This window comes from Fulvivirga sp. M361 (genome assembly GCF_007097395.1).
In the GTDB taxonomy this organism is placed as follows: Bacteria; Bacteroidota; Bacteroidia; order Cytophagales; family Cyclobacteriaceae; genus Fulvivirga.
Genome location: NZ_VKDC01000006.1, coordinates 274307 through 298432 on the forward strand (window position 1 = coordinate 274307; position 24126 = coordinate 298432).

A 24126-nucleotide genomic window follows, 5' to 3' on the forward strand; every position below is an offset into this window, starting at 1 on the left:
TGAAAACTATTTGTATATCCGGAAATTTGGAATAAAAAGCATATGAAATTAAATAAAATGTACGGGTTGATATTGTTGATAGGTTTCGCTTGTCAGCCCACCGATAAGGAATCAAATGATAAACCCCTTCCAAGAATAGCCATAGCCGGCCTGGCCATAGAGTCAAGTACGTTCTCACCGGCTAAAAGTACTGAAGAGGCTTTTCATGCACTTTATGGAGAAGACGTTTTTAACTATTTCCCTTTTCTGGCGGCAGATTCATCCGTGCGAAAACAAGCTGAATATTTCCCGGCGGTCAAAGGGCATGCACTTCCCGGCGGGATAGTGACCCGGGAAGCTTATGAATCACTTATGTCAAAAACGCTGGAAAGCTTAAAAGCTAACCTTCCTTATGATGGCCTCTTTTTTGACATTCATGGCGCCATGAGTGTGGAAGGATTAGATGATCCGGAAGGAGATATGATCAAAAGGATCCGGGAAGTAGTGGGGTACGATTGTGTGATCTCTACCTGTATGGACCTTCATGGCAATGTTTCAAAAAAACTGGCGGGAAACACGGACCTCATTACTTGCTATCGTATGGCCCCGCATGAAGACGCTTTTGAATCAAAGCGAAGGGCCCTGACTAATTTACTGGACCGTCTGGAGAGCGGAAAAGGAAAGCCTGAGTACAAAGCCTGGATCCCGGTCCCCGTCTTACTTCCTGGCGAAAAAACCAGTACGAGAATTGAACCTGGAAAAAGCCTTTACGCCAGGGTGGCGCCAATTGCAGAACAAGAGGGCATCATTGATGCTGCTATTTGGGTAGGTTATGCATGGGCGGATGAGCCTAGAAACCATGCAGTGGTGATGGTGACAGGTGATGATAAATCCAAAGTGAAAGCCTCAGCGGAAAGTCTGGCCAACAGCTTTTGGGAGGCAAGGAATGATTTTGAATTTGTGGCCCCTACGGAACCTTTTGAAACGGCGCTGCAAATGGCTATCGAAAGTGATAAAAAACCATTTCTGCTTAGTGATATGGGAGATAACCCAACAGCAGGGGGCGCCGGAGATGTGACCTGGACACTTAATGAATTGTTAAATACAGACGAGTTTAAAAAGGAAAATGGCAAATCACTCATTTACGCTTCCATACCAGGGCCACAATTAGTAGAGCAAGCCTTGCAAGTGGGAGTTGGTAAAGAAGTAGAAGCATATGTCGGGGCTGAAGTCGATGATCGCTATGCTGCCCCCATTCTATTGTTCGGTACGGTGAAGTCGATCAGAGAGGGGGACAGGCATGCTGAAGTGGAAGTAGTGGTAGAGGTAGGTAACATCTCCGTTATTGTCACTAAAAAACGTAAGCCGTATCATCGTGAGCATGACTTCACTCAATTGGAGTTGAATCCTCGTGATACAGATATTATAGTAGTTAAAATAGGGTACCTGGTCCCCGAGCTTTACAATATGCGCGGAGACTGGGTGATGGCGCTTACTCCAGGCGGGGTTGATCAGGACCTGGAGAGACTGGATTATCAGCGCATTAAAAGACCCATGTTTCCTATGGATAAAAACATGACGGATGTGGACCTTAATGTTCGATGGATTGAAACCTCTAATTCGAAAATGTAATACTCAAGCGTCGAAAACTAAAAGGCAAACCAGTCCCGTACGTTGAATGGAAATTTAGCACAAGAAAATAAACTAAAGATGAAAACGATATTGGCCAAGGTTGTAATCCTGATCCACGTATTTGCCTTCACGTCAGGAAATCGAAGCGCATTAGCCCAGGAGACCTTTAATTGCGATGAGGAAACATACGAACTATTAAGAGCACTTTCAAAGTCAAAACTGGCGACAGGTAAGGTACTATTATTTACGACCACTCATGAAGATATTGCCTGGCTGAATGAACCGGAGATCTGTAAGATCGATCGGGATAACCTATGGTTGACCCCTTACATCAATCGATTGAAGAGGGAACCTGACTTCAAAATGGATATCGAGCAATCTTCCATTGTAATGGAATACCTGCACCGGCATCCGGAAGAAAAAAAAGACTTCATTAAATTTCTTAAAGAAGGGAGAATATGTGTGGGAGGGGCTTATGTACAGGCTTACGAAGAGATGTATTCGGGAGAAGCTTTGACCAGGCAATTTTACCTCGGCACAAAATGGATGCAGGATAACCTGGAAGGGTATCAGACCAATACTTATTTTAATAACGATGTTCCCGCCAGAACTATGCAAATGCCGCAATTGGCTAGTAAAGCAGGAGTAAACAATTTTGTTTTTGCGAGGCACATCAAAGGGTTATTTTACTGGGAAGCTCCTGATGGCTCGAAAGTGCGCTGTTATAGTCCCGGTAATCATTACATGGAGTTTTACAATCTGTTAGGGAGAAGTGATGAAGGTGCGGTAAAACAAATGGCAAAAGATGCCGTGGATTGGTACACGAAGTACAACAATCAAACGGCAGATAATTCCGTTATGCCTGCCATGTTGAATTATGAATTTATCTGGGACCAAAAACCCGTGGAAAACTGTGTTCCTTTCATCAATAAATGGAATGAGATAAAGTACATAAAGGCAGAGGGTAAAAAACGTGTCAAAGTTGATTTACCCAAATTCAATTATGCCACGGCGGATGAGTTTTTTGAAAAAGCAACGGCAACTACAGCGATCGAAAAGACCATTAAAGGAGATCGTCCCAATACATGGGTATATATTCATGGAGCTGCGCATCAACAAGCCATAAAAACAAGCAGGGAAGGGGATATTTTACTAACGCAGGCTGAAAAATTTGCCACAGCTGATGCATTGGTCGAAAACTCATTTAGAAAGTACCCGGAACAAGCCTTAAAAGAAGCATGGGAGGCTAAAGTTTACCCGGACCATGGCTGGGGGGGTAAAGGGGGTGATGTTACTGATAACCTTTTTTTACAGAAGTTTATTATCGCGAAATCCAAAGCGGAAAAAATAGTAAGCCAATCGATCAGGGATATTGCCGGAAAAATAATACTTGATTCAAAAAAAGGCACCCCGGTTGTTGTATTCAACAGCCTGAGCTGGGAACGAACGGATCCTGTCAGCTTTAGCATAAACTTTGGTCCTGACGAAGCTGAAAACATTTACCTGGTTACTGAAAATGGGGCCAACGTATCCGTACAACTGTCTGAAGTGGAACATTACCCTAATGGATATTTACAATCTGCCGTTGTCAACTTTGTCGCCGAAAAACTTCCTTCCATTGGGTACAGGACTTTTTATTTAAGGCCAGCCGGGCCGGTAGGGTCTAACACGGGTAAAAAGACTGAAAATGCCTATGAAAATGATTTTTACAAAGTAAGATTTGGCCATGGAGGATTGGAAAGCATTTTTGATAAAGCCCTGAAAAAAGAACTGATCAACACCACTACATTCAAAGCGGGTGAAATATTTGCCATGCATTCTGAAGGTAATGGCGCTGGAGAGTTTGCTGAAGTGCAGCAACCCGATCTGACCTTTTTTGATAGACTGGGTACAGGGGTCACAAATTGGGAAGTAGATGAGCAGGGTCCCGTTTACACCTCATTCAAAATGAGACAACCTATGAAGGAGGCTGTTGTTGAAATGAAGATCACACTTTACAACACCGCCAGGAGGATAGACTTTACAGTGGATCTTTTAAACTGGGCCGGAACCCTTTACAGGGAGTTTAGAATAGCCTTTCCGTTGAACATGGAAGATGGGACCGTTACTTATGAAGTTCCGTTTGGTGCAGTGACCATTGGTAAAGATGAACTGAGAGGTAACGGAGGTGAATATTATAATACGCCTGTACGAGAAATTCATCCAAGAGCTATTGAAAACTGGATATCTGCCAGCAATTCGGATTATGGAGTAACCATCAGCTCAAGTGTAATAACAGCTGACTGGATGGACCCTGTCGATTCATTGAGTAGACAGACCATTTTGCAACCGATCCTCCTGGCGTCCAGAAAAAGTTGCCATTGGGAAGGAAACACCTACCATCAAACGGGAGACCATCATTTTTCATTCAGTTTCACCTCCCATCATACCGGCTGGAAAAATGGTCAGCGCTTTGGAAAGCAGGCAAATGAAAAAATACATGTAGTAGTCGATCCGAGATCTTTTCGTGAAACGACATTACCCGAAAAACTCAGCTTTTTTAAAACTGATCAGGACAACCTGATAATTTCTACCGTCAAAAAAGCAGAAGATGACCAAAGTACGATACTCAGGGTATATGATACGGATGGAAAAGGTGTTGATGCCTCCATTTCTATTTTTAAACCTGTAAGTAATGTCCAATTGACCAATTTAATTGAAGAGCCCATCAGGGAATTAAAATCAGAGGACGGAAATATCCAACTGAAGGTAGGTCATAATGCCATTGAGACTATAAAAATCGAATAGGGTGAGTTGACCATGGGAATAAATATGGAAGAGCGCAACCGAAATCAACTTCTCTCCGGAGTGGCAGATTTTGTATTAAGGATTTCGGGGCTGGTGTAATAGCCGGGCCAGGCTATGGATATAAAAATATGAGAAATACTTCGAAGTATACACTTTAAATAGATGACCAAAACTCTAATTATACCAACGTGAACAGATATTATATACTACTCATCGCATTACTTTTTATCGGTTGCGAACCGGAAAACAATACACCTGCATATAGAGACAAAGGATTAGCTGTGGAAGCCCGGGTAGCCGATCTTCTATCAAGAATGACATTGGAAGAAAAGGCGAAACAACTGGATATGTATTCGTCCCATGATCTGGTGACCAACGGTAGATTATCTATTGAAAAAATGGATAAACACTTAAATGGTATCGCCATGGGATCCATACGTGATTACTATCCGGAATCCGCAGAAGCTGCCAATGAAGTTCAGAAATACATTATTGAAAATACACGACTTGGAATCCCTGCATTGATCATTGAGGAATCATTGCATGGATATGTTGGTCATCATGCTACTGCATTTCCGGTTCCTATAGGGATCAGTAGCACATGGGATGTAGAGCTCATTGAGAAAATCGGAAAGGTAATCGGAACAGAGGCCCGTTCGGTGGGTGTTCATCTGGGGTTGTCTCCTGTATTAGGTTTGGGAAGAGAACCACGTTGGGGAAGAATTCAGGAAACGTTTGGTGAAGATCCCTACCTGGCCGCCAGAAGTGGTGTGGCAATGGTAAAAGGAATGCAAGGTGAAGATCTGTCAAATGATGATGCGATTGTAGCCGAACCCAAGCATTACGGAATTCATAGTATACCCGAAGGAGGCAAAAATACAGCTCCGGTTTACATAGGTGAACGTGAGGCACGTAGCAACTTCCTTTATGTTTTTGAAAAAGCTTTTAAAGAGGCGGGCGCTTTAGGGGCGATGGCTGCTTATCACGATTGGGACGGCATACCCGCCTCTGCAGACCCATGGCTGTTGAAAGACCTGTTGCGGGATGAGTGGGGATTTAAAGGAATGGTCATTTCCGACCTGGGAGCCATCAATAGATTACAAGGAGCACATTTTACGGCAGAAACCCCTAAAGAAGCAATCACTGCGTCCATAAGCGCAGGTATGGACATGCAGTTCTATGATTATGCCCACGATACCTATCAGCAATCCATCATCGATGGCGTAAATGATCAAACACTGAAAATAGAAGATCTTGACAGAGCAGTATCCAGTGTGCTTTATGTGAAATTTAGGTTAGGGCTTTTTGAAAATTCTTATACTGACACTGCTTTGAAAGCAGAAAGATATCATTGCAAGGCACACCAGGGTATCGCCCTGGAATCAGGCCAAAAATCCATTACCTTATTGCAGAATAAGGATAATGTCCTGCCATTGAGCAATGATATGAAAAATATTGCCCTCATAGGCGAATTAGCCGGTGAGGGACTTCTTGGTGGTTATTCACCTAAAAGCGCGGTTGGGGTGCCGATCACAGAGGCATTTAAAGACACACAATACAATGTTGAATTTGTAGATATTGGTGTCCCGGGAAATTATTTCGAACAAATAAATACCCGGTTTCTGTTTACTAAAAAAGGAGAGCAGGGTATTGATGTCGAATATTTTAACAATGCCGATTTATCAGGAAATCCTGCGCTTACCAGGGTTGAATATGACCTGGAGAACGATTGGCACAACAATACCCCGGCTGCAGGTATTTCTTCAGATAACTTTTCAATTCGTTACAGTGGTTATATCGTACCGGAATTTACCGGGATCTATGCGTTTGATCTTTGGGCTGATGATCTGGGGAAACTCACCCTTGATGGAAAAGTAGTTATTGATAGTTGGAATAAGGATTTTAAAAGAACATGGTCCTCAACACGGTCGAAAAATGAAGTCTATTTAGAAAAAGGAAAAAAGCATTTTCTTAAATTGGAGATGGCCGAACTGGACGAATTTACAGGCATATTCCTTCGCTGGAAATTTGCTGCCAATAAAGGGGAAAGCATGTTTGAAAAGGCAGCAAAAGCGGCTAAAAGAGCTGATGTCGCCGTGTTGGTGCTAGGTGAAAAAATGGATGAAGTAGGCGAAGGTCTGGATAAGGTAAGTCTTGAGCTTAACACCTATAGCAAGCAGCTATTGAATGAAGTGGCTAAGTCAGGTACTCCAATTGTTTTGGTGCTTCAAAACGGAAGACCCATCGTATTGACCGAAGAAAGTGAAAAAGTGGATGCTATTGTTGAAACATGGTACGCAGGAGAATTCTGCGGACCAGCAACGGTGGATGTACTTACCGGAAAGGTAAACCCCTCAGGGAAATTGCCAGTTTCATTTCCTCATAATAGCGGGCAAATTCCGATCTACTACAACCATAAAAGATCGGCCAACCGTACCTATGTGGATGGTAACAATCAGCCTCTTTTTGCATTTGGACACGGATTAAGCTACAGCAAATTTGAGTACACGGACCTAAAAATAGCGCAGGCAGAAATAGCTAAGGATCAAAACCAAAAGGTGAGTTGCAGGATCAAAAATGTTTCTGATCGAAAAGGAACGGAAGTTGTTCAATTATACATCACCGACAGTTTTAGTTCTGTGACCACTCCTGTCATGCAACTGAGAGGGTTTAAAAGAGTTGAATTGGATGCAGGACAAGAAAAAGTAGTTGAATTTGTGTTGTTACCTGATGACTTGGCACTGTGGAATGCTGAAATGAAACGGGTTGTGGAGCCTGGAGAGTTCAAGGTAAAGGTTGGTGCTGCATCCGATGATATTAAGTTAACATCTACCTTTCGTGTAAAATGATTATTGGCTACTTCCCTGGAGGGAGCAACCGAACCAATGATTTGACCAAAAAGGAATAGAATAAATAATGAAAGTATGAGATGGAATTATTTGTTTTTTGGGATCATCTTCTCAGTTGCAGCTTGTATAACGGATCAACCTGTTCCTGCTTATAAGAATGCAGCACTGGATACTGAACAACGGATATCTGACCTTTTATCAAGAATGACACTGGACGAAAAAATCAGGGAACTGGATATGTATTCATCTCATGATTTGATTGAGGCCGGAAAGTTATCGGTTGAGAAGGCAGAAAAAGTATTAAAAGGAATGAACATTGGTTCGATTCGCGATCTGTATCCTGAGTCTGCTGAAATTTCTAATGAAATACAGAAATATATCATTGAAAATAACCGGCTCGGCATACCTGCATTAGTGATCGAAGAGGCGTTACACGGGTACCTGGGAAAAGGTGCTACCTCCTTTCCGGTACCTATTGGTTTGGGAAGTATGTGGGATGTAAAAGCGATGGAGAAAATTGGAAAAGTTATCGGATCTGAGGCTCGCTGTGTCGGTGTGCATCTCGTGTTAGCGCCAACTTTGGGTTTAGGCAGAGAGCCTCGTTGGGGACGCGTGCAGGAGACCTATGGCGAAGATCCGTATTTGGCCGCAAGAAGTGGAGTGGCCATCATTAGAGGTATGCAAGGTGACAATTTAAGTGATGATGATGCCATAGTAGCTGAACCAAAACACTTTGGTATTCATAGTATTCCTGAAGGAGGAAAGAATACTGCGCCGGTTTACATTGGAGAACGGGAAGCCAGAGGTAACTTCTTATATGTCTTTGAAAAAGCGTTTACAGAAGCCGGAGCATTGGGTGCTATGGCTGCCTATCACGAATGGGATGGTGTGCCCGCAGCGGGAGATCCATGGTTGCTAAAAAAAGTGCTACGGGAAGAATGGGGTTTCAAAGGTATGGTAATTTCCGACCTTGGAGCCATTGCAAAACAGCAAGTGGTACACTTTACAGCAAAAAACCCTAAAGAAGCTATTGCCAGTTCGATCCGCGCCGGATTGGACATGCAATTCTATGACTACAAACATGAAGTCTATGCGCAAAGCATAAGAGACGCTTTGGATGAAAAATTATTGACTTTGGCAGATATAGATAGGGCTGTTTCAAGCGTATTGTATGTGAAATTCAAATTAGGATTATTTGAAAACCCCTACACCGATGCGTCTTTGAAAGCTACCCGGTACGGTAACAAGGCGTCTGAACAACTGGCCTTGGAATCAGCTCATAAATCCATCGTACTACTACAGAATAACAATGACATCCTGCCCCTGGAAGACAAGTTTAAAAATATTGCCATTATTGGAGAACTGGCTGCTAAACCTTTTTTGGGAGGATATTCACGAAGACCCGAAGGTGAAATATCCATGGTTGAAGTGTTCAGGGAAACAGACTATACCATTGATTTTGTAGATGTTGGAGTTCCCGGAGGTATCATGGAAGAAATTGATGAACGATTTCTTCTCACAGAAAATGGAGAAAAGGGGCTTTTGGCAGAGTACTTTACGAATACGGATTATTCAGGTAACCCCGCGCTGACCCGGGTAGAAACCAAATTAGAACAATACTGGCACAATCTCAGCCCTGCACCCGGGATCCCCAGTGATAATTTTGCCATTCGCTGGACCGGCTATATTGTTCCCAAACTGGACGGTATATATGACTTTCAGGTATGGGCCGATGATTTGGGAAGGCTCACAATCGATAATAAAGTATTGATAGATAGTTGGGATAAGAAGTTCAAAAACTCCTGGTCTAAAAAGAGCATACGTTTAGAAAAAAACCGAAAATACCCTGTTAAACTTGAATTGGTAGAATATGATGAGTTTGCAGATATCAAGATCCGCTGGAAAATTAATCCCGACGCTAAAAAAGAGACCATGTTTGAAAAAGCAGTGAGATCGGCACGTAAGGCTGATGTAGCGGTGTTGGTATTAGGTGAAAAAGACCCTCACGGAGAGGGGAGGGACAAGGTGGACCTTGAATTGAACCCCTATAGTAAAAGGCTATTAAGCGAAGTGGCGGGAACCGGGACACCTATTGTTCTTGTGCTTAAAAATGGCAGACCTTTAGTGTTGAAAGAAGAAGTGGAACTGGCAGATGCCATAGTGGAAACATGGTATGCCGGTGAAAAAGGAGGTCAGGGTATTGTGGATATCTTAACAGGTAAAGTGAACCCTTCGGGAAAGTTGCCGATATCTTTTCCCAGGGCCAATGCGCAGCTTCCTATCTATTACAACCAAAAGAAATCGGCAAACGCTACCTATGTAGATGAAAGTAATAAACCATTGTTTGCTTTTGGTCATGGACTCAATTACAGTCAATTTGACTATTCTGACATAAGCGTTGAAAAACCTGTCATTTCAACAACTGAGGAACAAAAAGTTAGGGTGAAAATTAAAAACACTTCGGATCGAAAAGGTACTGAGGTTGCTCAGTTATATATAACCGATAGCTATAGTTCTGTTAGCACCCCAAGGATTCAACTCCGGGGATTTCAGCGAGTGGAACTTGCTCCTGACGAAGAGAAAGAGGTGGAGTTCACCCTGCTGCCTGACGATCTGGCACTCTGGAATGTGAATATGCAACGGGTGGTTGAGCCAGGCCAGTTTGAAGTGAAGGTGGGAGCTGCCTCCGATGACATAAGACTGAACACAGTTTTTGAGGTAGAGTAAGTAGATCGAGATGGTTTGAGATTAAGAATAATGGAAGAAAAAATTCAGTGGATCAGATGGCAATCTTGTGTTTAGCTCAATCGGAAAGTTTAAAAGCACTTTTTATGAATAGACCCTTTCAAAAAGCAATATAAGTAATCGTATGAATCAACAGATGATCAAAATCACCACCGCATTATTGGTTATGGCAGTATTCTCAGGCTGCAGTCATACCCGGGAAAACGCTGTTTCCTTACCTGAAAAAGGATTTCTCAGGTATGTAGACACCAGGGTAGGGACAGCTCCCAGCATAGCCGATGTAACTGTCACCGAAACCGAAGAACCTTTGGGGTATGTTTCTCCTATTGTAGGAAATCCATCCGCCTTAACACACTGGACCCCTCAAACGGCTAAGTGGACAAAACGCGTAATTACGGTTCCCGTTCCTTATTGGTACGATCAGGAAAAGATCCAGGGTTTTCGCGGCACACGTTATCCCAATGGAGCTGTTGTCGGAGATTGGGGCCCCATGTCATTAATGCCCATGACAGGACAGGTTAAAATAGATGCTGATGCCCGTGCTTCAAAATTTAGTCACGATAGTGAGACCGCTAAACCCCACTATTACTCGGTGAACTTAGACGATTATGATATAAAGGCTGAATTTACAGCGGCTTCAAAAACCGGATTCTTTCAATTTACTTTTCCCGAATCCGAGTCCTCTTCTGTGGTTTTTGATGGCGTATATGTTCCCGGGTATTATAAGGTGATACCTGAGCGAAATGAGATTGAAGGTTACATGGTTATTGCGGGGCATTTCAAAAACCACTTTGTGGCCAGGTTTGATAAAAAATTCGAAGCATACAATGTGGATCTGTTGCCTGATGTAGTTGATGCCGGTTTGGTTCCTGACGGATTCAAAGCAAAGTACTACAATAACGACAAATTGGAAGGGGAACCTGATGTACTCGTGAACTATTCCGAATTGAATTACAATTGGTTGAAAGCACCGGCCGAAGGCGTTAAGGATGATTTCTTTTCGGCGATATATACGGGTACGCTGGTGGCAAGGCATACCGGGGAGCATACATTTGAATTAACCACCAAAGACGGTACCCGAATGTATATAAACGACGAAAGGGTAATTGATCAATGGATGTATAGAGCCACGGGGACCAACATACACAAGATGAACCTTACCAAAGGGCAGCAATACGAGATACGTATCGAATATTACGACGGTTCAAGTACGACTGAAATGCAACTTAGATGTTCAGAACCAATGAAGCCGGATCCAAAACTGGGTTCTCAAATGGCGCTTAAAGGAGCTGATGGGAATGCAGTATATGTAACTTTTGCCACCGGGGACCAGGAAAAAGTGAGAATGAAAGTGAGTACTTCTTTGATTGATATAGCACAGGCCCGGGCAAATATGGAGGAAGAGTTTCCGGATTTCGATTTTGACAAAGCGGTGGCAAAAGGGGCTGATGTTTGGGAGAAAGAGTTAAATATGATCCAGGTAGAAGGTACCGAAGATGATAAAGCTATTTTCTATACCGCTTTAACCAAATGTTTCGTAAATCCACGCAACTTAAATGAAGGTGGGAGATATTTTAGCCCATTCGATTTTCAAGTTCACGAAGGAGAGATGTATACCGATTTATCTATATGGGATACATTCCGTTCGTTACATCCTTTATGGGTGATTTTGAAACCCCGGGAAACTACTGATATTATTAACGGTATGTTGAATACCTACCAGCAAGGAGGTTGGTTGCCTAAATGGCCAAATCCCTGGTATCGCAGTATTATGATGGGAACGCATGCCGATGCAGTGATTGCTGATGCTTACATAAAAGGTATTCGGGGTTTTGATGCTGAGTTGGCTTTTGAGGCCATGCTGAAAAATGCTACTGAAAAAGGAAATCGTGGTTTTTCAGGTCGGGTAGGTATAGAGTACTTCAACGACATTGGTTATGTGCCTACCGATATTTTTGGGTTTTATGGCGAACCTGTGGCAAGAACACTTGAGTTTTCTTATGATGACTATTGTATTGCTCAAATGGCAAAAGCTTTAGGTAAAGAGGAGTATTACACTGAGTTTATGGAACGCTCAAAGCGCTATGTTAATGTCCTCGATAAAGAAACAGGCCTGGTTCGCGGGAAAAAATTGAATGGTGAGTGGCTTCCGCCATTTGATAAAAGCATTAGTGTTTGGGCACAGGGAACAGATCACGATGCAGAAATATATTATAAGAACCATACCCTGTTAGTGCCCCATGATATTCCCGGATTGTCTGATTTTATGGGTGGGGACGACAAACTGATAGACTATCTTGACGAGTTTTTCGAAAAGGACATGTATTACGTAGGGGACGAATTCTCTATGCATGCACCATATATGTATAATAGTTTAGGCGCACCATGGAAAACTCAAAAAGTTGTTCGTGATATGTTGGCTAAATATTTCTTTAATGACGTCGGGGGACTTCCTGGCAATGATGATTGTGGTCAGGTATCCTCCTGGTATGTGTTTGGCGCTATGGGTTTTTACCCGGCAAACCCGGGAGATCCGATCTATCAGATCTGTAGCCCGGTGTTTGATAAGGTCCAAATGAACGTGGGAAAAGGAAAGGTATTTACAGTGATCGCTGAGAATAACTCAAAAGAGAACCTGTACATACAATCGGCAACATTAAATGGAGAGCCATATAATTTGAGTTGGTTGCACCATGATGCTGTAATAGAGGGGGGCGAACTGGTTTTTGAGATGGGCCCGGAACCCAATAAAAACTGGGGATTACTACAATGATCCGGATGTTTTAAACACGAGCCGGATAATGGTAAGAAAGTGAGAATAATGACCTTCGGTTTTGGTCAGGTCGATTATTGAGATCTCTTGTTATCGTGCATTGAACTCATTTCGACGTTAGATCGGAAGATGTATATGGCCTGACATACGTCATCAAAAGACTCTTTTATCTCATGAAAGAAATAGCTACGAGATTATACAACGATATGAATAGTTAAAATCACCAAAATAATAAGCATCATGAATTTCCTCACTCTTAAAACAGTCTTTCGCCTTTTCATGAAAAACAAGTTTGTTTTTTCATTATGCGCTATTGGTTTAAGCGCTGGTTTTGCAGTATTTATTAGTGTTTTTATGCATTATCGATTTGAGCATAGTTACGATACGATACATACGAATGCCAAAAATATATATCGGATGCACTCCGTTTATGGAACGGATGACGGGTATATGAACACGTATGCCACCACTGACAATGGTTACGGACCTACCCTGAAAGAAGAGCTTCCACAGGTGCTGGATTATGTGAGAATACTGTCCTATCAGTCTGAAAGAATAGTAAGCTATGCTCCCGAAAATGGATCTGTTTTGAAATTCCGTGAGCCAAATGTTTTCCTGGTCGATTCTAATTTCTTTTCCTTTTTTGATTACAAATTAAAAACAGGTACGGCAGATGATGTGCTAAACAAACCAAATACCATGGTAATTTCCGAGAGCGCCGCCCAAAAGTTTTTTAAGAATGAGGACCCCATAGGAAAGTCTTTAAAAGTATCCACAAATGGTGATCCGTTTGAGTGTGAGATCACAGGTGTTTTTTATGATATCCCCGCTAACTCAAACCTGCAATTCAATTTTCTGATGTCAATGGGGACGCAAAAGCAGCGTTGGCAAGGGATGGATAATTCTTGGAATTATGCCATTTCATACACCTATTTGCATTTGACAGAGCATACTGACATCGAAAAATTTGAAGATCAAATTATGGAGGTTTTCTTTAAAAGGAGTGGTGTGGTAGCTGCAGGTGATTTAATCTATGATATGGAATTAGTACATTTTCCTGAGATCCATCTTAATGAACCATTACAATGGGAACATGAGAAGAAAGGAAATAGAGAAGAAACCAAATATCTATTAGGGATTTCTATCATAATCATTCTTATTTCATGGTTGAATTACATGAACATAAGTACTTCTCTGGCCACTCAACAGAACAAAAACACACGTATAAAATCAATTCTTGGAGCGGGAAAACTTCAACTTATTTTTCAGTTTATTGGCGAAGCATTTTTTATAAACCTGATTTCAGTTTGTCTTTCGATCCTCTTTATCTTTCTGGCTGCCCCTTTGATCGATGCATTTTTCCAACACGGAGGGACAGGCTTTATTTTTGACGATCTGTTTACTTTAATAGTAGTGGCCGGTATCTTGTTGGTCGGAACTTTTTCATCCGGGATTATTTCAGCTGTCTTCTTTTTTATAAATAATTCTGACTTTTTATTAAAGCCAACTTCAAAAAGTTCAGGTTCCCGGTTCAGGCGAATAATGGTAGTTGCCCAGTTTACAACTGCCGTAATGCTGATCATTGGTGCTACACTGGTTTACAAACAGGTTCAGTTCTTACGTTTCCAGGACCTTGGAATGGATTTAAACCAAATGATAGTCATTAAATCTCCCACAGGTAGTGACGCAAACCCGGAGGGGTTGAATAGGATCCGTCAATCTCTTGCAAGCAATCCGGCAATCACCAATGTTTCTGCAGGTAGTGATATCCCCGGGCAGTTTATCGATATGGGATATATGATTGATAGAACCACTATTGATCCACCTGTCAATGAAATAGTTGATGGCGGGCAAATTGATTTTGACTATGTTAAGACGCTTGGTTTAGAACTCGTGGCAGGGCTTGATTTTGATGAAAAAATGAATACCGAACGTAAGGTATTGATCAATGAAGAGATGGGCAGACTTCTAAAATTTAAAAGTCCTGAGGAAGCGGTTGGCAAACAGGTTCAGTTGCCTGAAGTCTATCAAAATGAACCGGTTACTATATTGGGTGTATTGAAAAACTATCGGCAGCAATCACCTACCCATGATTTTAAACCGGTATTCTTTTATTGCCGTGAACAGGACTGGCTACGGTATAACTATTTTGTCATCCGGTATAATGGAAAGACCCAGGATGTAATTTCAGACTTGAAGGATAAATGGATCGAGGCGTTTCCTGCCAGCTCATTTGATTATTATTTTCTCAATGACCATTATGAAAAACAGTATAGTGGAAATGTTCGTTTTGGAAAGCTATTTGGCGTCCTCTGTATTATGGCAGTTTTAATCTCTGTGCTTGGACTATTGGGCTTATCAATAAACACCACTCAACGAAGAATTAAAGAAATTGGGATTAGAAAAGTAAATGGCGCCCGGGTGGAAGAAGTGTTGGCTATGTTGAATAAAGACTTTGCCCAATGGATTATTATCGCCGTTATTATAGGAAGCCTGTTAGCCTATTTTATAATGCAAAACTGGCTTAAAAACTTTGCCATACAAACGACTATGAGTTGGTGGATTTTTGCATTGGCAGGGGTGTTGACATTGACAATTGCCTTATTAACCGTCAGCTGGCAAAGCTGGCGGGCAGCTACAAGAAACCCTGTGGAGGCATTGCGACATGATTAATACAATTTTCAGATTCAGCTATTTAATCTCAAATAAGCCCTTTTTAAAATGAAACACGGGATTATAAATATTTCAATCTGCCTTTGTTTAGGATGGCTTGGTTCATGTACTGATCATCCGGAAAGTATAGATTATACCAGGTATGTGGATCCATTCATTGGCACTCAAAATGAAGGGCATTGCTTTCCAGGTCCTACAACTCCATTAGGTATGGTACAAGTAAGTCCGGAATCCTATAACGAGCATTATGAAGGTTATGAGATGGACCATATAGCCGGGTATCAGTACAATGATCCATGGATTATTGGATTTACTCAGACCCACCTGAATGGAGTAGGATGCCCATCCATGTCTGATATCCTGTTCATGCCTTATTGTAACAATGATGTGGACCCCTCATCACGGTCCAATTTTCGTTCTGTGTATAACAAGGAAAAAGAAGAAGCTTCGCCTGGATATTATCAGGTTTACCTGGATGATCATAATGTAAACGTAGAGCTCACTGCTTCCGAACATGTGGCGTATCACCGGTATACATTTGATCATCCCGAATCGACAAAACTGTTAATAGACTTACAATATGGTGTTTCATGGGATATTAATGCCGTTCCTGATAATATACTCGAAGCCTACCAACAGTTTGAAGATGATTACACATTGTCAGGTTATCGAAAAGCCAGTGTATGGGCCGAACGTGATTTATACTACGTAATAAAATTCAATCAGAAAATCGTAGAAAAGGACAGCTTAGCCCCACCTGACGATAAAGATGAGAAGGCCCCCCGGTTTATCCTTGAATTTGATATGGACAAAAGCAACCAATTGGAAGTGCTGATTGGTTTATCAACCGTCGGCATAAAGGAAGCAAAGGAAAACCTCGAGGCCGAAATCAACGCATGGCAGAGTTTTGAGCTAATCCGAACACAAACTAATCAAAAATGGAATGAAATCCTCAAGAAAATTGAGGTGACAGGAGATCATGAGAAGAAGGCTTCGTTTTATACTTCTTTGTATCATTTGTATATCCAACCCAATAATATTGCAGACCTTGATGGAAGGTACAGGACGGATAAAGGGGTCGTAAAATCATCGGGCCGTAAGTTTTATTCTACATTATCCTTATGGGATACCTACAGGGCAGCCAATCCTTTGTACACCATCCTCAGCCCGGATATGGTGGGGGATATGGTCACTTCCATGCTGGATAGTTACCATAATATGTCCGTAGATCCTGACAATCCAAATGAGGCTAACAGGTATTTGCCACGTTGGCAGCTATGGGGTAAAGAGACACATACAATGGTGGGCAATCACGCCGTACCGGTAATCGTAGATGCCTGGTTAAAAGGAATAAAACCATCGAATTATACCGATGAGCAAATCTTTGAAGCGGTCTGGAGTTCAGTAACTAAAGAGCACTATCGCAATCATGTACAGTTGATTGATTCATTTGGCTATATTCCGTACGACGTACGATTATCCAAAATTGATGATGGCAGAGAAACCGTATCAAGACTTTTGGAAAATAGTTATGATGACTATGCAGCAGGATTGCTGGCGGATGAACTGGGTAAGCAAAAAGAGTCGAACTTTCTGAAAAACAGGGCCGGGTTTTATAAAAATGTATATGATAAAGAAAGCGGGTTCATGCGAGGTAAAAATGCATATGGAGATTTTAAAAGAAATATTGATCCGTCCGAGGTAGTAGGAGAGTGGTTGGAAGGGTCCGATTTTACGGAAGGGAATGCTTACCATTACCAGTTTCATGTCCTGCATGATGTCCCGGGATTAGTAAAGTTGATGGGAGGGAAGGACGTTTTTGCTAAAGAACTTGATTCCATGTTCTATTCAAAATCCAAACCTGAGGTTAAAACATTGGTTTGGAATATTCATGGTACTTTGGGGCAGTATTGGCATGGAAACGAACCTTGTCATCATGTACCCTACTTGTATAAGTATACCCACCAGCCTTATAAGACAGATAAAATAATTCGTACACTGGTAGATGATTTTTATGACAATGAGCCGGACGGACTCATGGGAAATGACGACTGTGGTCAAATGTCTGCCTGGTATATGTTTTCTACGCTGGGTTTTTATCCGGTAAACCCGACGGGTGGCGAATATATCCTGGGAGCCCCGCAGATGGAGAAAGCGGTGATTAACCTTCCCAATAGCAAAAAATTCAGTGTGGAGGCTAAAGACCTGAGCGAACAGAATTATATTGTACAATCCGTACGATTGAATGGAGTACTATTGGATAGAAACTATATTATGCATGAAGAAATTGTGAGTGGCGGTAGCCTTATATTTCAAATGGGCCCGGAGTAGCCATTATTGAGTAATTGAAATGGCCTGTTACTTCAAGCTTATCCAGGCTGCCCGTAAGCGACCCGGATGTATTTTTCCAGTATGTTACGTTTAATATTAGCTTCTTTTACCTCTTCCAATCCATGTTGAATGAGTGTATCTCCTTTTATTTCAATGGTAAATGGGAAGCTGTGACCTCGGATTGCCTCTGCACTGGTATAGTTCAGTGTTTCCGTATATTTATTGCCAACTAATGTATAGGAGCCACCTCCGGCGTAGAAGCCATTACCATCATTATGGTTTTGATTAAAAAACGCAAAGTGGTCCTTGTTGATAATTTTAACAAAGTCTGTTTTAGTCAGGTCCTTAATGTCCAGGGAGTCATTTTCCCGGATCTCGCCATATACCATTTTCCAGGTTCCCTCGATTGTATTCAAACGTTCAGTTTCCTGTGAGGATGAATCTGTTTTTTCTTCATTACAGGAGCTGATTACTAAAGCCAGGATAGATAAAATCACAATTTTTTTCATATTCGAGTGCATAGTTGTTTTTGCGTAGGCAGTCATTTATTTTGCTTGTTGATAAGGCTTCCCGTTCATTCGACATAGTCTGATTTTAAACAATCGCTTATATCCCGTGAGTGAGGCTTCCGGCTATATTTGAAGGAAATCATGAGTTCATTACTTAAGGTAGCTCTAAGGTATTCCAGCACCTTTGACAGGTTACTTTTTTATTCTTTTTTAACCTCATACCATAGTTCTACCATTCCGTCCTTGTAAGCGGTTACATCTTTTAGGTGCAATAGCTCCTCCTGGCCAATATAGTCAAAAAACAATGTTCCACCCCCCAGGATAACAGGCATGATGGCAATGATTATATCGTCCGCCAGTTTTAAACGGATAAAGTCTTTGGCAAGCCTGGCGCCACCCACCAGCCATATATTCTTGTAGTTTGGTTTTAGTCGTTCATTTACCAATTTGTCCAGATCCCCCGAGTAGAATTGGACACTTCCTCTTTCAGTCGTCAGACCTCTGTTCGTCAAGACGATCACCGGTACATCACCATAAGGCCATCCAAGTTCCAGTGCATGTTCATAGGTTCGGGAGCCCATTACGTAGCAGTCTATCGTCTTGAGAAACTCTGCCACCACTTCTTCGCTGAGCGTAGTGCCCTTCTCGTAATGGTCCGTCGATTGAAGCCATGAAACACTCCCGTCTTTTTTGGCGATAAAGCCATCTAGACTTGATACCATGTGTAAGGTTATTTTGGAGGTGTCAATAGTCATTGAATGGAAAGAGGCTAATGAATATGATACACTTATCTATACCACATATAAAACTAAACGATTTTTAGGTTTTATGAAAAAACCTTCCTTTTTTCCAGGAAGTCCTGACAAGCGCCTTAATGTTTTTACAGATAACCTTTAAGAATTTGCCTTCTACAAACTGACGGCATAGATGTTTGCCGAAACGAAAGGCTGATATTTTTTATTCACACATGGCATCTAAGTAGAAACTCAAATTCTGCTCCCCTTTTGTCCAATGGTCCATTGCTTTATCTCTGAAATAAGCAGTGTGAGTGGGTGAACCGGCTGTTGAAATGGCAAAATATTTACTATTTTCATGTGCTTTAACACTTTCAAGCCATTGTATGGTAACGGCTGCTTCTTTGATGTCATCATTAAAGTAAATGTCGTATGGCGTTAAATCTACCTGGTGCCAACCTAAATAGCCGTCTTTAATGTCGAAGATGATGTTTTTTTTAACGATGAGATCTGTTGGTAGACCATCTTCTATTTTATAAAAGTTCAGTCTGAATTTCAGGGAGGAAAAATCATTGGAAGTTATATTAAAACTTAGCGCATCAATGCGGCAGTTTTTCCTGATCTTCAATTTCATTCCTCTTTCTTTGCTCAGCCGGTCATCCACCTCTTTTTCATAGAACGAGTAAAAATTTAAATGCAACAATCCAAGTCCTTTTGATGATCGTCCGATTTTTTTTGGTCTGAGCTCAATTTTTTTTGAGCTTATTACCACTTCATCCAAGGCTACATTTTCCGGAAGAAGCAGTATCGTTTTGTGATCATTTTTAAGTTCTGAAATCTGATACCTTTGAGTGACAAAACCCACATGTGAAAATAACACAGTGTCGTCAGCGGTTATTTTTTCATTTAGTCGGAGTTTATACATTCCTTCTATAGTAGAAACGGTGCCTGCAGTTTTGTTCTTAATTCCAATGTTTACATAAGCCATGGGCTCATTGTTTTCTGCATTTTTGATCTTCCCTGTAATAACATTTTCCTGACCATAAGACGTTAAGCAGACTATGAAAGGGCTTAATAAAAAGATAACTGATTTTTTCATTCAACGTTTTTCTACTAACAATTAAAACAATCGCTCTTATCCTGTGCGTGATACCTATCCAAAGGTCTCTGGCGGTATTTGACAAAAAAATGGATACCTAAAGAGCTCATATTGCGATGGGATACTTGTTAATAGTCTTTCCTCGACCGAGGTACTTTTGATGCCATTGCCATATGCATTTATAAACGTAAGTGAACAGCCATAAATTATACTCGTCTTGACATACTTGTCTGCTGAAATGAAACGTAGGTAGAGCTATCCACGCCTATCGTAATAAATCATCTTTCAATCTTTTTTACATACCATTTGAGTTCATTGTCCATGATTTTGTCCATAGCTGAATCTTGGTGGGCATCGGTTATTCTCCAAACTTTAAATCTTAATTAAATAATTATAAATGAGGTAATAATCATGCACATGAATTATTTACTCAATGCCTGACCCGAAAGCCTTTGTAGAAAACTCAGAATGGAATTATCCTGGGATAGCAATGGCTCTTACCTCAATTGTGTTAAGAATGATGATCAACCCTGTAAGAACCCTTAAAGCTACGTTAGTTGTCGGTAGTCTGCTTGCAATAACCGGCTTCAGCACCAGATCCGTGCCGCCTGGTTCGTCTGGTGGAGTTGCTATTATGGAACAAACCATGTCGCCCCCACCTATTTTTACCTATGTGGGACAAGGCTTTGACGTATCTGCAGCCGTGCATGCAAGTGATTTTTCAGTGGCTGGTCAGGAAAGTGATCCACGGGGGATAACCTTTAGTTTAGATGGCCTGAAAATGTTCATAATAGGAATAGTTGACCATGCAGTAGTGGAGTATAACCTGGAAAAAGCATTCGATGTATCTACGGCAATCTACGCAGGTTCCTCGGAGGAGTTTTCAGTAGCTGACCGCGAGATGAGTTCGCAGGAATTGATCTTTAACCCGGATGGTACAAAGATGTTCATCATAGGGGCAAATGAAAATGCGGTGATAGAATATGATCTGGGAATTGCCTATGACGTGTCCACTGCTATCTATGGGCGTGAGTTTTCAGTAGCTAATGAAGAGGGTACTTCATTGGACCTGGCCTTTAGTTCAGATGGCCTGAAAATGTTTATCGTAGGGTTTGATAATGGTGAGGTAGTAGAGTATAATCTGGGAATCGCCTATGATGTATCCACAGCGTTGTATGCAGGTGCGTCGGAAAGTTTTAGCGTAGCTGATCAGGAGATCAGGCCCCGGGGTATGACCTTTAGTTCGGATGGTATGAAACTTTTCATTATTGGGTCCGATGGACGTGCGGTAGTGGAATATAGCCTGGGAATAGCTTATGACGTATCCACTGCGGTGTATGCCGGTGCATCGGAAGAATTCTCGGTGGTTACCGAAGAGTCACTTCCACAAGGGATCACCTTTAATCCGGACGGCACAAAAATGTTCATTATCGGGTCCAACGGAGATGCAGTAGTAGAGTATACCCTGGCATCGATGGTAGACTACCGGGAAAACGGTACCGAGAATGTGATTGATATTGATGCGAATGACAGTTTTGGCGGAGCGAATGACAGTGTCACTTACCACCTTAAAGGTGCGGATGCTTCATTGTTCGATATTGATGCTTCAGGTGCGATTACTTTCAATACGGCCCCGGATTTTGAGGACCCGAAAGATGAGGATCGGGACAACATTTATGTGATGAAGGTGATTGCGGAGAATGACATTGGTAAGTCTTGTCAGTCCATCATAATCCATGTTTCAGATATGGATGACATGGCGCCTACTGTAATCACACGGGATATTACAATCTCACTTGATGCTACGGGTAATAGCTCCATCACCCCTGACCAGGTAAATAGTGGAAGCTTTGATAACGTAGGTATCATGTTCCTGTTACTGGATAAAACGGAATTCACCTGCGCCGATATAGGTACGCACGAGGTGACCCTTACCGCCTCTGATGATAATGGCAATACCGCTCAGGGAACAGCTCTCGTTACCGTGGTTGACGACTTAGTACCAACTACAGTGGTTGTTCAGGATCTTAAACTGGAACTGGATGCTTCCGGTATAGCTTCGGTCACCGCAGCTCAGGTCGATAATGGCAGCAGCGACAATTGCTCAGTCGCCTCATTGACACTTGACCAAACTGAGTTTGATTGCTCTCATCTAGGGACAAATACAGTTACATTAACTGTCGCGGATGGCAGTGGCAATATGAGTTCGGCTACCACCACTGTCGAAGTTGTAGATAACTTCCCCCCGGTATTGAGCAGCTGCCCGACGGATATTACCGCTATAGACCCTGTTGTCTTTTACGATCTTCCTGAAGCTGGTGACAATTGTTCCATAACCTCAACCTCGCTGGTGGAGGGGTTAGAAAGTGGTTCCCGGTTCCCGTTAGGCGTTACGTTAGTCACTTATGGGTTTACAGACCCCAGCGGAAATGCCAGTACCTGTAGTTTCCGAGTGATCATCAATGAAAAAGAAATGACATTAGACATTCCAACGGCTTTTTCACCGAATGGCGACGGGGTGAATGATACCTGGAATATTTTAAACATTGACCGGTACCCTAATGCAAGGCTGCGGGTGTTTGACCTATCCGGTAGAGAAGTGTTTTCTTCCATAAGTTATGAACGAGAGTGGGACGGTAGCTACCGAAGTAAGATACTACCGGCGGCTTCCTATTATTATGTCCTTGACCTGAACGTTCCGGACGATAAGAAATTGAAAGGAAAGATAACCATTATCAAATAACCGTATGACCAGCAGATTATATATCGCCGTACTTCTGATGGCTGTTACTTTACAAGGCAAAGGTCAGAGTGACCGGTTGCCGGTTCAGTATTTCCTGACGCCTTCCCTTGTCAACCCTGCATTGAGTGGAAAAGGCAATAATATTGAGTTAAGGGTAGGTTATCGTCATAGGGTGATTGGGATTGATGGTAGCCCGGCGACCTATTTTTTCAATGGAGAAAAGACCTATTTCCCACAAGGTGGTATCGCTGATCGTCTGCGGAGAAAAATGGCTGAATGGACGGGACACCAAAATACTGAAGTTTCCGGGCTGTTAAAAGTTGATGTGGGTGCCTTTGCGATAAGAAGTGAACAAGGGGCCTTTCAACACCTGGAAGCCGGTTTCAATACTGCGATACATGTTCCTGTTGGCTCCAGGTCATTCTTATCATTAGGCATATCACCGAGAATACGCAATAACCGGATCGATCTTTCCGACCTCGTAGTCAGGGATGCCGCGATGGACCAATCGTATCAATCCTTACTATTGAACGGGACTTCAAATACGTATTTTAATATCAATTCAGGGTTTTCTTTTCATTCAGGTGAATTTTTGATTGCCTATGGCATAGATAAGTTGGCCAATGCCCTGGTCTCAGGAAATGAGGATTTAGCGATTGATGATGCCGTGGAACATCGTTTTATGGGGAGTTATAGTCTGTTGATAAACCCTGACATGGAGCTGATACCTACTGCACTGATCAGAATAATTTCGGCTTTCCCTGTCTTTTACGATGCCGGTGTTCGCTGGAGATACAAACGTAATATCTGGGCAGGCCTTTCGTACAGAAGCAATAAAACTCTCCTTGGCTCATTAGGTTTCACAACAAATCACGGCATCGTATTTGGGTACAGCTATCAGCACCGCAGTGCAGGTTTGGATGACTTTAACAACGGAAGCCATGAAGTCGTTCTTGGATTGAGCATTGAATAGTTTTACAGGTACAAGGTGATTGGGAGGGTATACAGTGAAGTATCTTTAAACCTTACCCTGGTTGTAGCATTAGCATAGCGACGCTACGACCTCGATGTTACCAAGAGCGTCCGCTCGATCTGTTTTGTAACACACCAGCTTTATCGAAAAAGAAATAAATTTCCGGCAAAAGCTCAATGCCACTCATTATACCCATAAGTATATAAAGCCCATCTATTGATGCAGCCCGAGCGGACGCTCTATACAGTTGTAGGTCGTAGGACCGCTACGCTTAACCGACGACCAGGATGCTAAGAAAA

The 24126-nt window shown here is 42.1% G+C and carries 13 protein-coding genes; 10 read left to right on the forward strand and 3 right to left on the reverse strand.

Features of this window, described 5'->3' with window-relative positions; genetic code table 11:
* Nucleotides 1–57 precede the first annotated feature (57 nt).
* From FNH22_RS08395 to FNH22_RS08425, 7 genes are all read left to right on the forward strand, one after another.
* Nucleotides 58–1611 carry a M81 family metallopeptidase gene (locus tag FNH22_RS08395; RefSeq protein WP_370513174.1) on the forward strand — a complete coding sequence of 518 codons (1554 nt, stop codon included), beginning with the start codon at nucleotides 58–60 and terminating at the stop codon, nucleotides 1609–1611.
* Between the two features lie 78 nt (nucleotides 1612–1689).
* Nucleotides 1690–4398 carry a glycosyl hydrolase-related protein gene (locus FNH22_RS08400; protein WP_143397907.1) on the forward strand — a complete coding sequence of 903 codons (2709 nt, stop codon included), beginning with the start codon at nucleotides 1690–1692 and terminating at the stop codon, nucleotides 4396–4398.
* A 188-nt stretch (nucleotides 4399–4586) separates the two neighbouring features.
* Nucleotides 4587–7247 carry a glycoside hydrolase family 3 N-terminal domain-containing protein gene (locus FNH22_RS08405; protein WP_143397908.1) on the forward strand — a complete coding sequence of 887 codons (2661 nt, stop codon included), beginning with the start codon at nucleotides 4587–4589 and terminating at the stop codon, nucleotides 7245–7247.
* A gap of 75 nt (nucleotides 7248–7322) precedes the next feature.
* Nucleotides 7323–9974, forward strand: a complete 2652-nt coding sequence (locus tag FNH22_RS08410) for a glycoside hydrolase family 3 protein (RefSeq protein ID WP_143397909.1) — start codon at nucleotides 7323–7325, stop codon at nucleotides 9972–9974.
* Between the two features lie 142 nt (nucleotides 9975–10116).
* The gene (locus FNH22_RS08415; protein WP_143397910.1) at nucleotides 10117–12765 is read left to right on the forward strand and encodes a GH92 family glycosyl hydrolase; all 2649 of its coding nucleotides are present in this window, start codon (nucleotides 10117–10119) and stop codon (nucleotides 12763–12765) included.
* 240 nt (nucleotides 12766–13005) lie between these two features.
* Nucleotides 13006–15438 carry an ABC transporter permease gene (locus FNH22_RS08420; RefSeq protein ID WP_143397911.1) on the forward strand — a complete coding sequence of 811 codons (2433 nt, stop codon included), beginning with the start codon at nucleotides 13006–13008 and terminating at the stop codon, nucleotides 15436–15438.
* Nucleotides 15439–15486: 48 nt separating this feature from the next.
* Nucleotides 15487–17769 (forward strand): GH92 family glycosyl hydrolase, encoded by a 2283-nt coding sequence (locus FNH22_RS08425; RefSeq protein WP_143397912.1) that lies wholly within the window; start codon nucleotides 15487–15489, stop codon nucleotides 17767–17769.
* Nucleotides 17770–17807: 38 nt separating this feature from the next.
* On the opposite strand, the gene FNH22_RS08430 is transcribed toward FNH22_RS08425, so the two are convergent.
* Nucleotides 17808–18278, reverse strand: coding sequence for a hypothetical protein (locus tag FNH22_RS08430; RefSeq protein ID WP_143397913.1), 471 nt, complete (start codon nucleotides 18276–18278; stop codon nucleotides 17808–17810).
* Nucleotides 18279–18478: 200 nt separating this feature from the next.
* The gene (locus FNH22_RS08435) at nucleotides 18479–19000 is read right to left on the reverse strand and encodes a dihydrofolate reductase family protein (RefSeq protein ID WP_143397914.1); all 522 of its coding nucleotides are present in this window, start codon (nucleotides 18998–19000) and stop codon (nucleotides 18479–18481) included.
* Between FNH22_RS08435 and FNH22_RS31970 the strand changes: the two genes are divergently transcribed.
* On the forward strand, nucleotides 18999–19175 hold the full coding sequence (locus FNH22_RS31970) for a hypothetical protein (protein ID WP_185154129.1): 177 nt from the start codon (nucleotides 18999–19001) through the stop codon (nucleotides 19173–19175). The two genes, FNH22_RS08435 and FNH22_RS31970, sit on opposite strands and share 2 nt — an antisense overlap.
* A gap of 60 nt (nucleotides 19176–19235) precedes the next feature.
* Here the strand turns inward: FNH22_RS31970 and FNH22_RS08440 are convergent, their stop codons facing one another.
* Nucleotides 19236–20111: a carboxypeptidase-like regulatory domain-containing protein gene (locus tag FNH22_RS08440; RefSeq protein WP_143397915.1), complete on the reverse strand. Its 876-nt coding sequence runs from the start codon at nucleotides 20109–20111 to the stop codon at nucleotides 19236–19238.
* Between the two features lie 433 nt (nucleotides 20112–20544).
* On the opposite strand from FNH22_RS08440, the gene FNH22_RS08445 reads away from it, so the two are divergent.
* Nucleotides 20545–22854: a gliding motility-associated C-terminal domain-containing protein gene (locus tag FNH22_RS08445; RefSeq protein WP_143397916.1), complete on the forward strand. Its 2310-nt coding sequence runs from the start codon at nucleotides 20545–20547 to the stop codon at nucleotides 22852–22854.
* Nucleotides 22855–22858: 4 nt separating this feature from the next.
* Nucleotides 22859–23827 carry a PorP/SprF family type IX secretion system membrane protein gene (locus FNH22_RS08450; RefSeq protein WP_143397917.1) on the forward strand — a complete coding sequence of 323 codons (969 nt, stop codon included), beginning with the start codon at nucleotides 22859–22861 and terminating at the stop codon, nucleotides 23825–23827.
* Nucleotides 23828–24126: the final 299 nt, after the last annotated feature.

Coding starts and splice junctions, on each gene's coding strand:
- FNH22_RS08395 (WP_370513174.1), top strand. CDS start 58: ATGTACGGGTTGATATTGTTGATAGGTTTCGCTTGTCAGCCCACCGAT.
- FNH22_RS08400 (WP_143397907.1), top strand. CDS start 1,690: ATGAAAACGATATTGGCCAAGGTTGTAATCCTGATCCACGTATTTGCC.
- FNH22_RS08410 (WP_143397909.1), top strand. CDS start 7,323: ATGAGATGGAATTATTTGTTTTTTGGGATCATCTTCTCAGTTGCAGCT.
- FNH22_RS08415 (WP_143397910.1), top strand. CDS start 10,117: ATGAATCAACAGATGATCAAAATCACCACCGCATTATTGGTTATGGCA.
- FNH22_RS08420 (WP_143397911.1), top strand. CDS start 13,006: ATGAATTTCCTCACTCTTAAAACAGTCTTTCGCCTTTTCATGAAAAAC.
- FNH22_RS08425 (WP_143397912.1), top strand. CDS start 15,487: ATGAAACACGGGATTATAAATATTTCAATCTGCCTTTGTTTAGGATGG.
- FNH22_RS08430 (WP_143397913.1), bottom strand. CDS start 18,278: ATGAAAAAAATTGTGATTTTATCTATCCTGGCTTTAGTAATCAGCTCC.
- FNH22_RS31970 (WP_185154129.1), top strand. CDS start 18,999: ATGTGTAAGGTTATTTTGGAGGTGTCAATAGTCATTGAATGGAAAGAG.
- FNH22_RS08435 (WP_143397914.1), bottom strand. CDS start 19,000: ATGGTATCAAGTCTAGATGGCTTTATCGCCAAAAAAGACGGGAGTGTT.
- FNH22_RS08440 (WP_143397915.1), bottom strand. CDS start 20,111: ATGAAAAAATCAGTTATCTTTTTATTAAGCCCTTTCATAGTCTGCTTA.
- FNH22_RS08445 (WP_143397916.1), top strand. CDS start 20,545: ATGCCTGACCCGAAAGCCTTTGTAGAAAACTCAGAATGGAATTATCCT.
- FNH22_RS08450 (WP_143397917.1), top strand. CDS start 22,859: ATGACCAGCAGATTATATATCGCCGTACTTCTGATGGCTGTTACTTTA.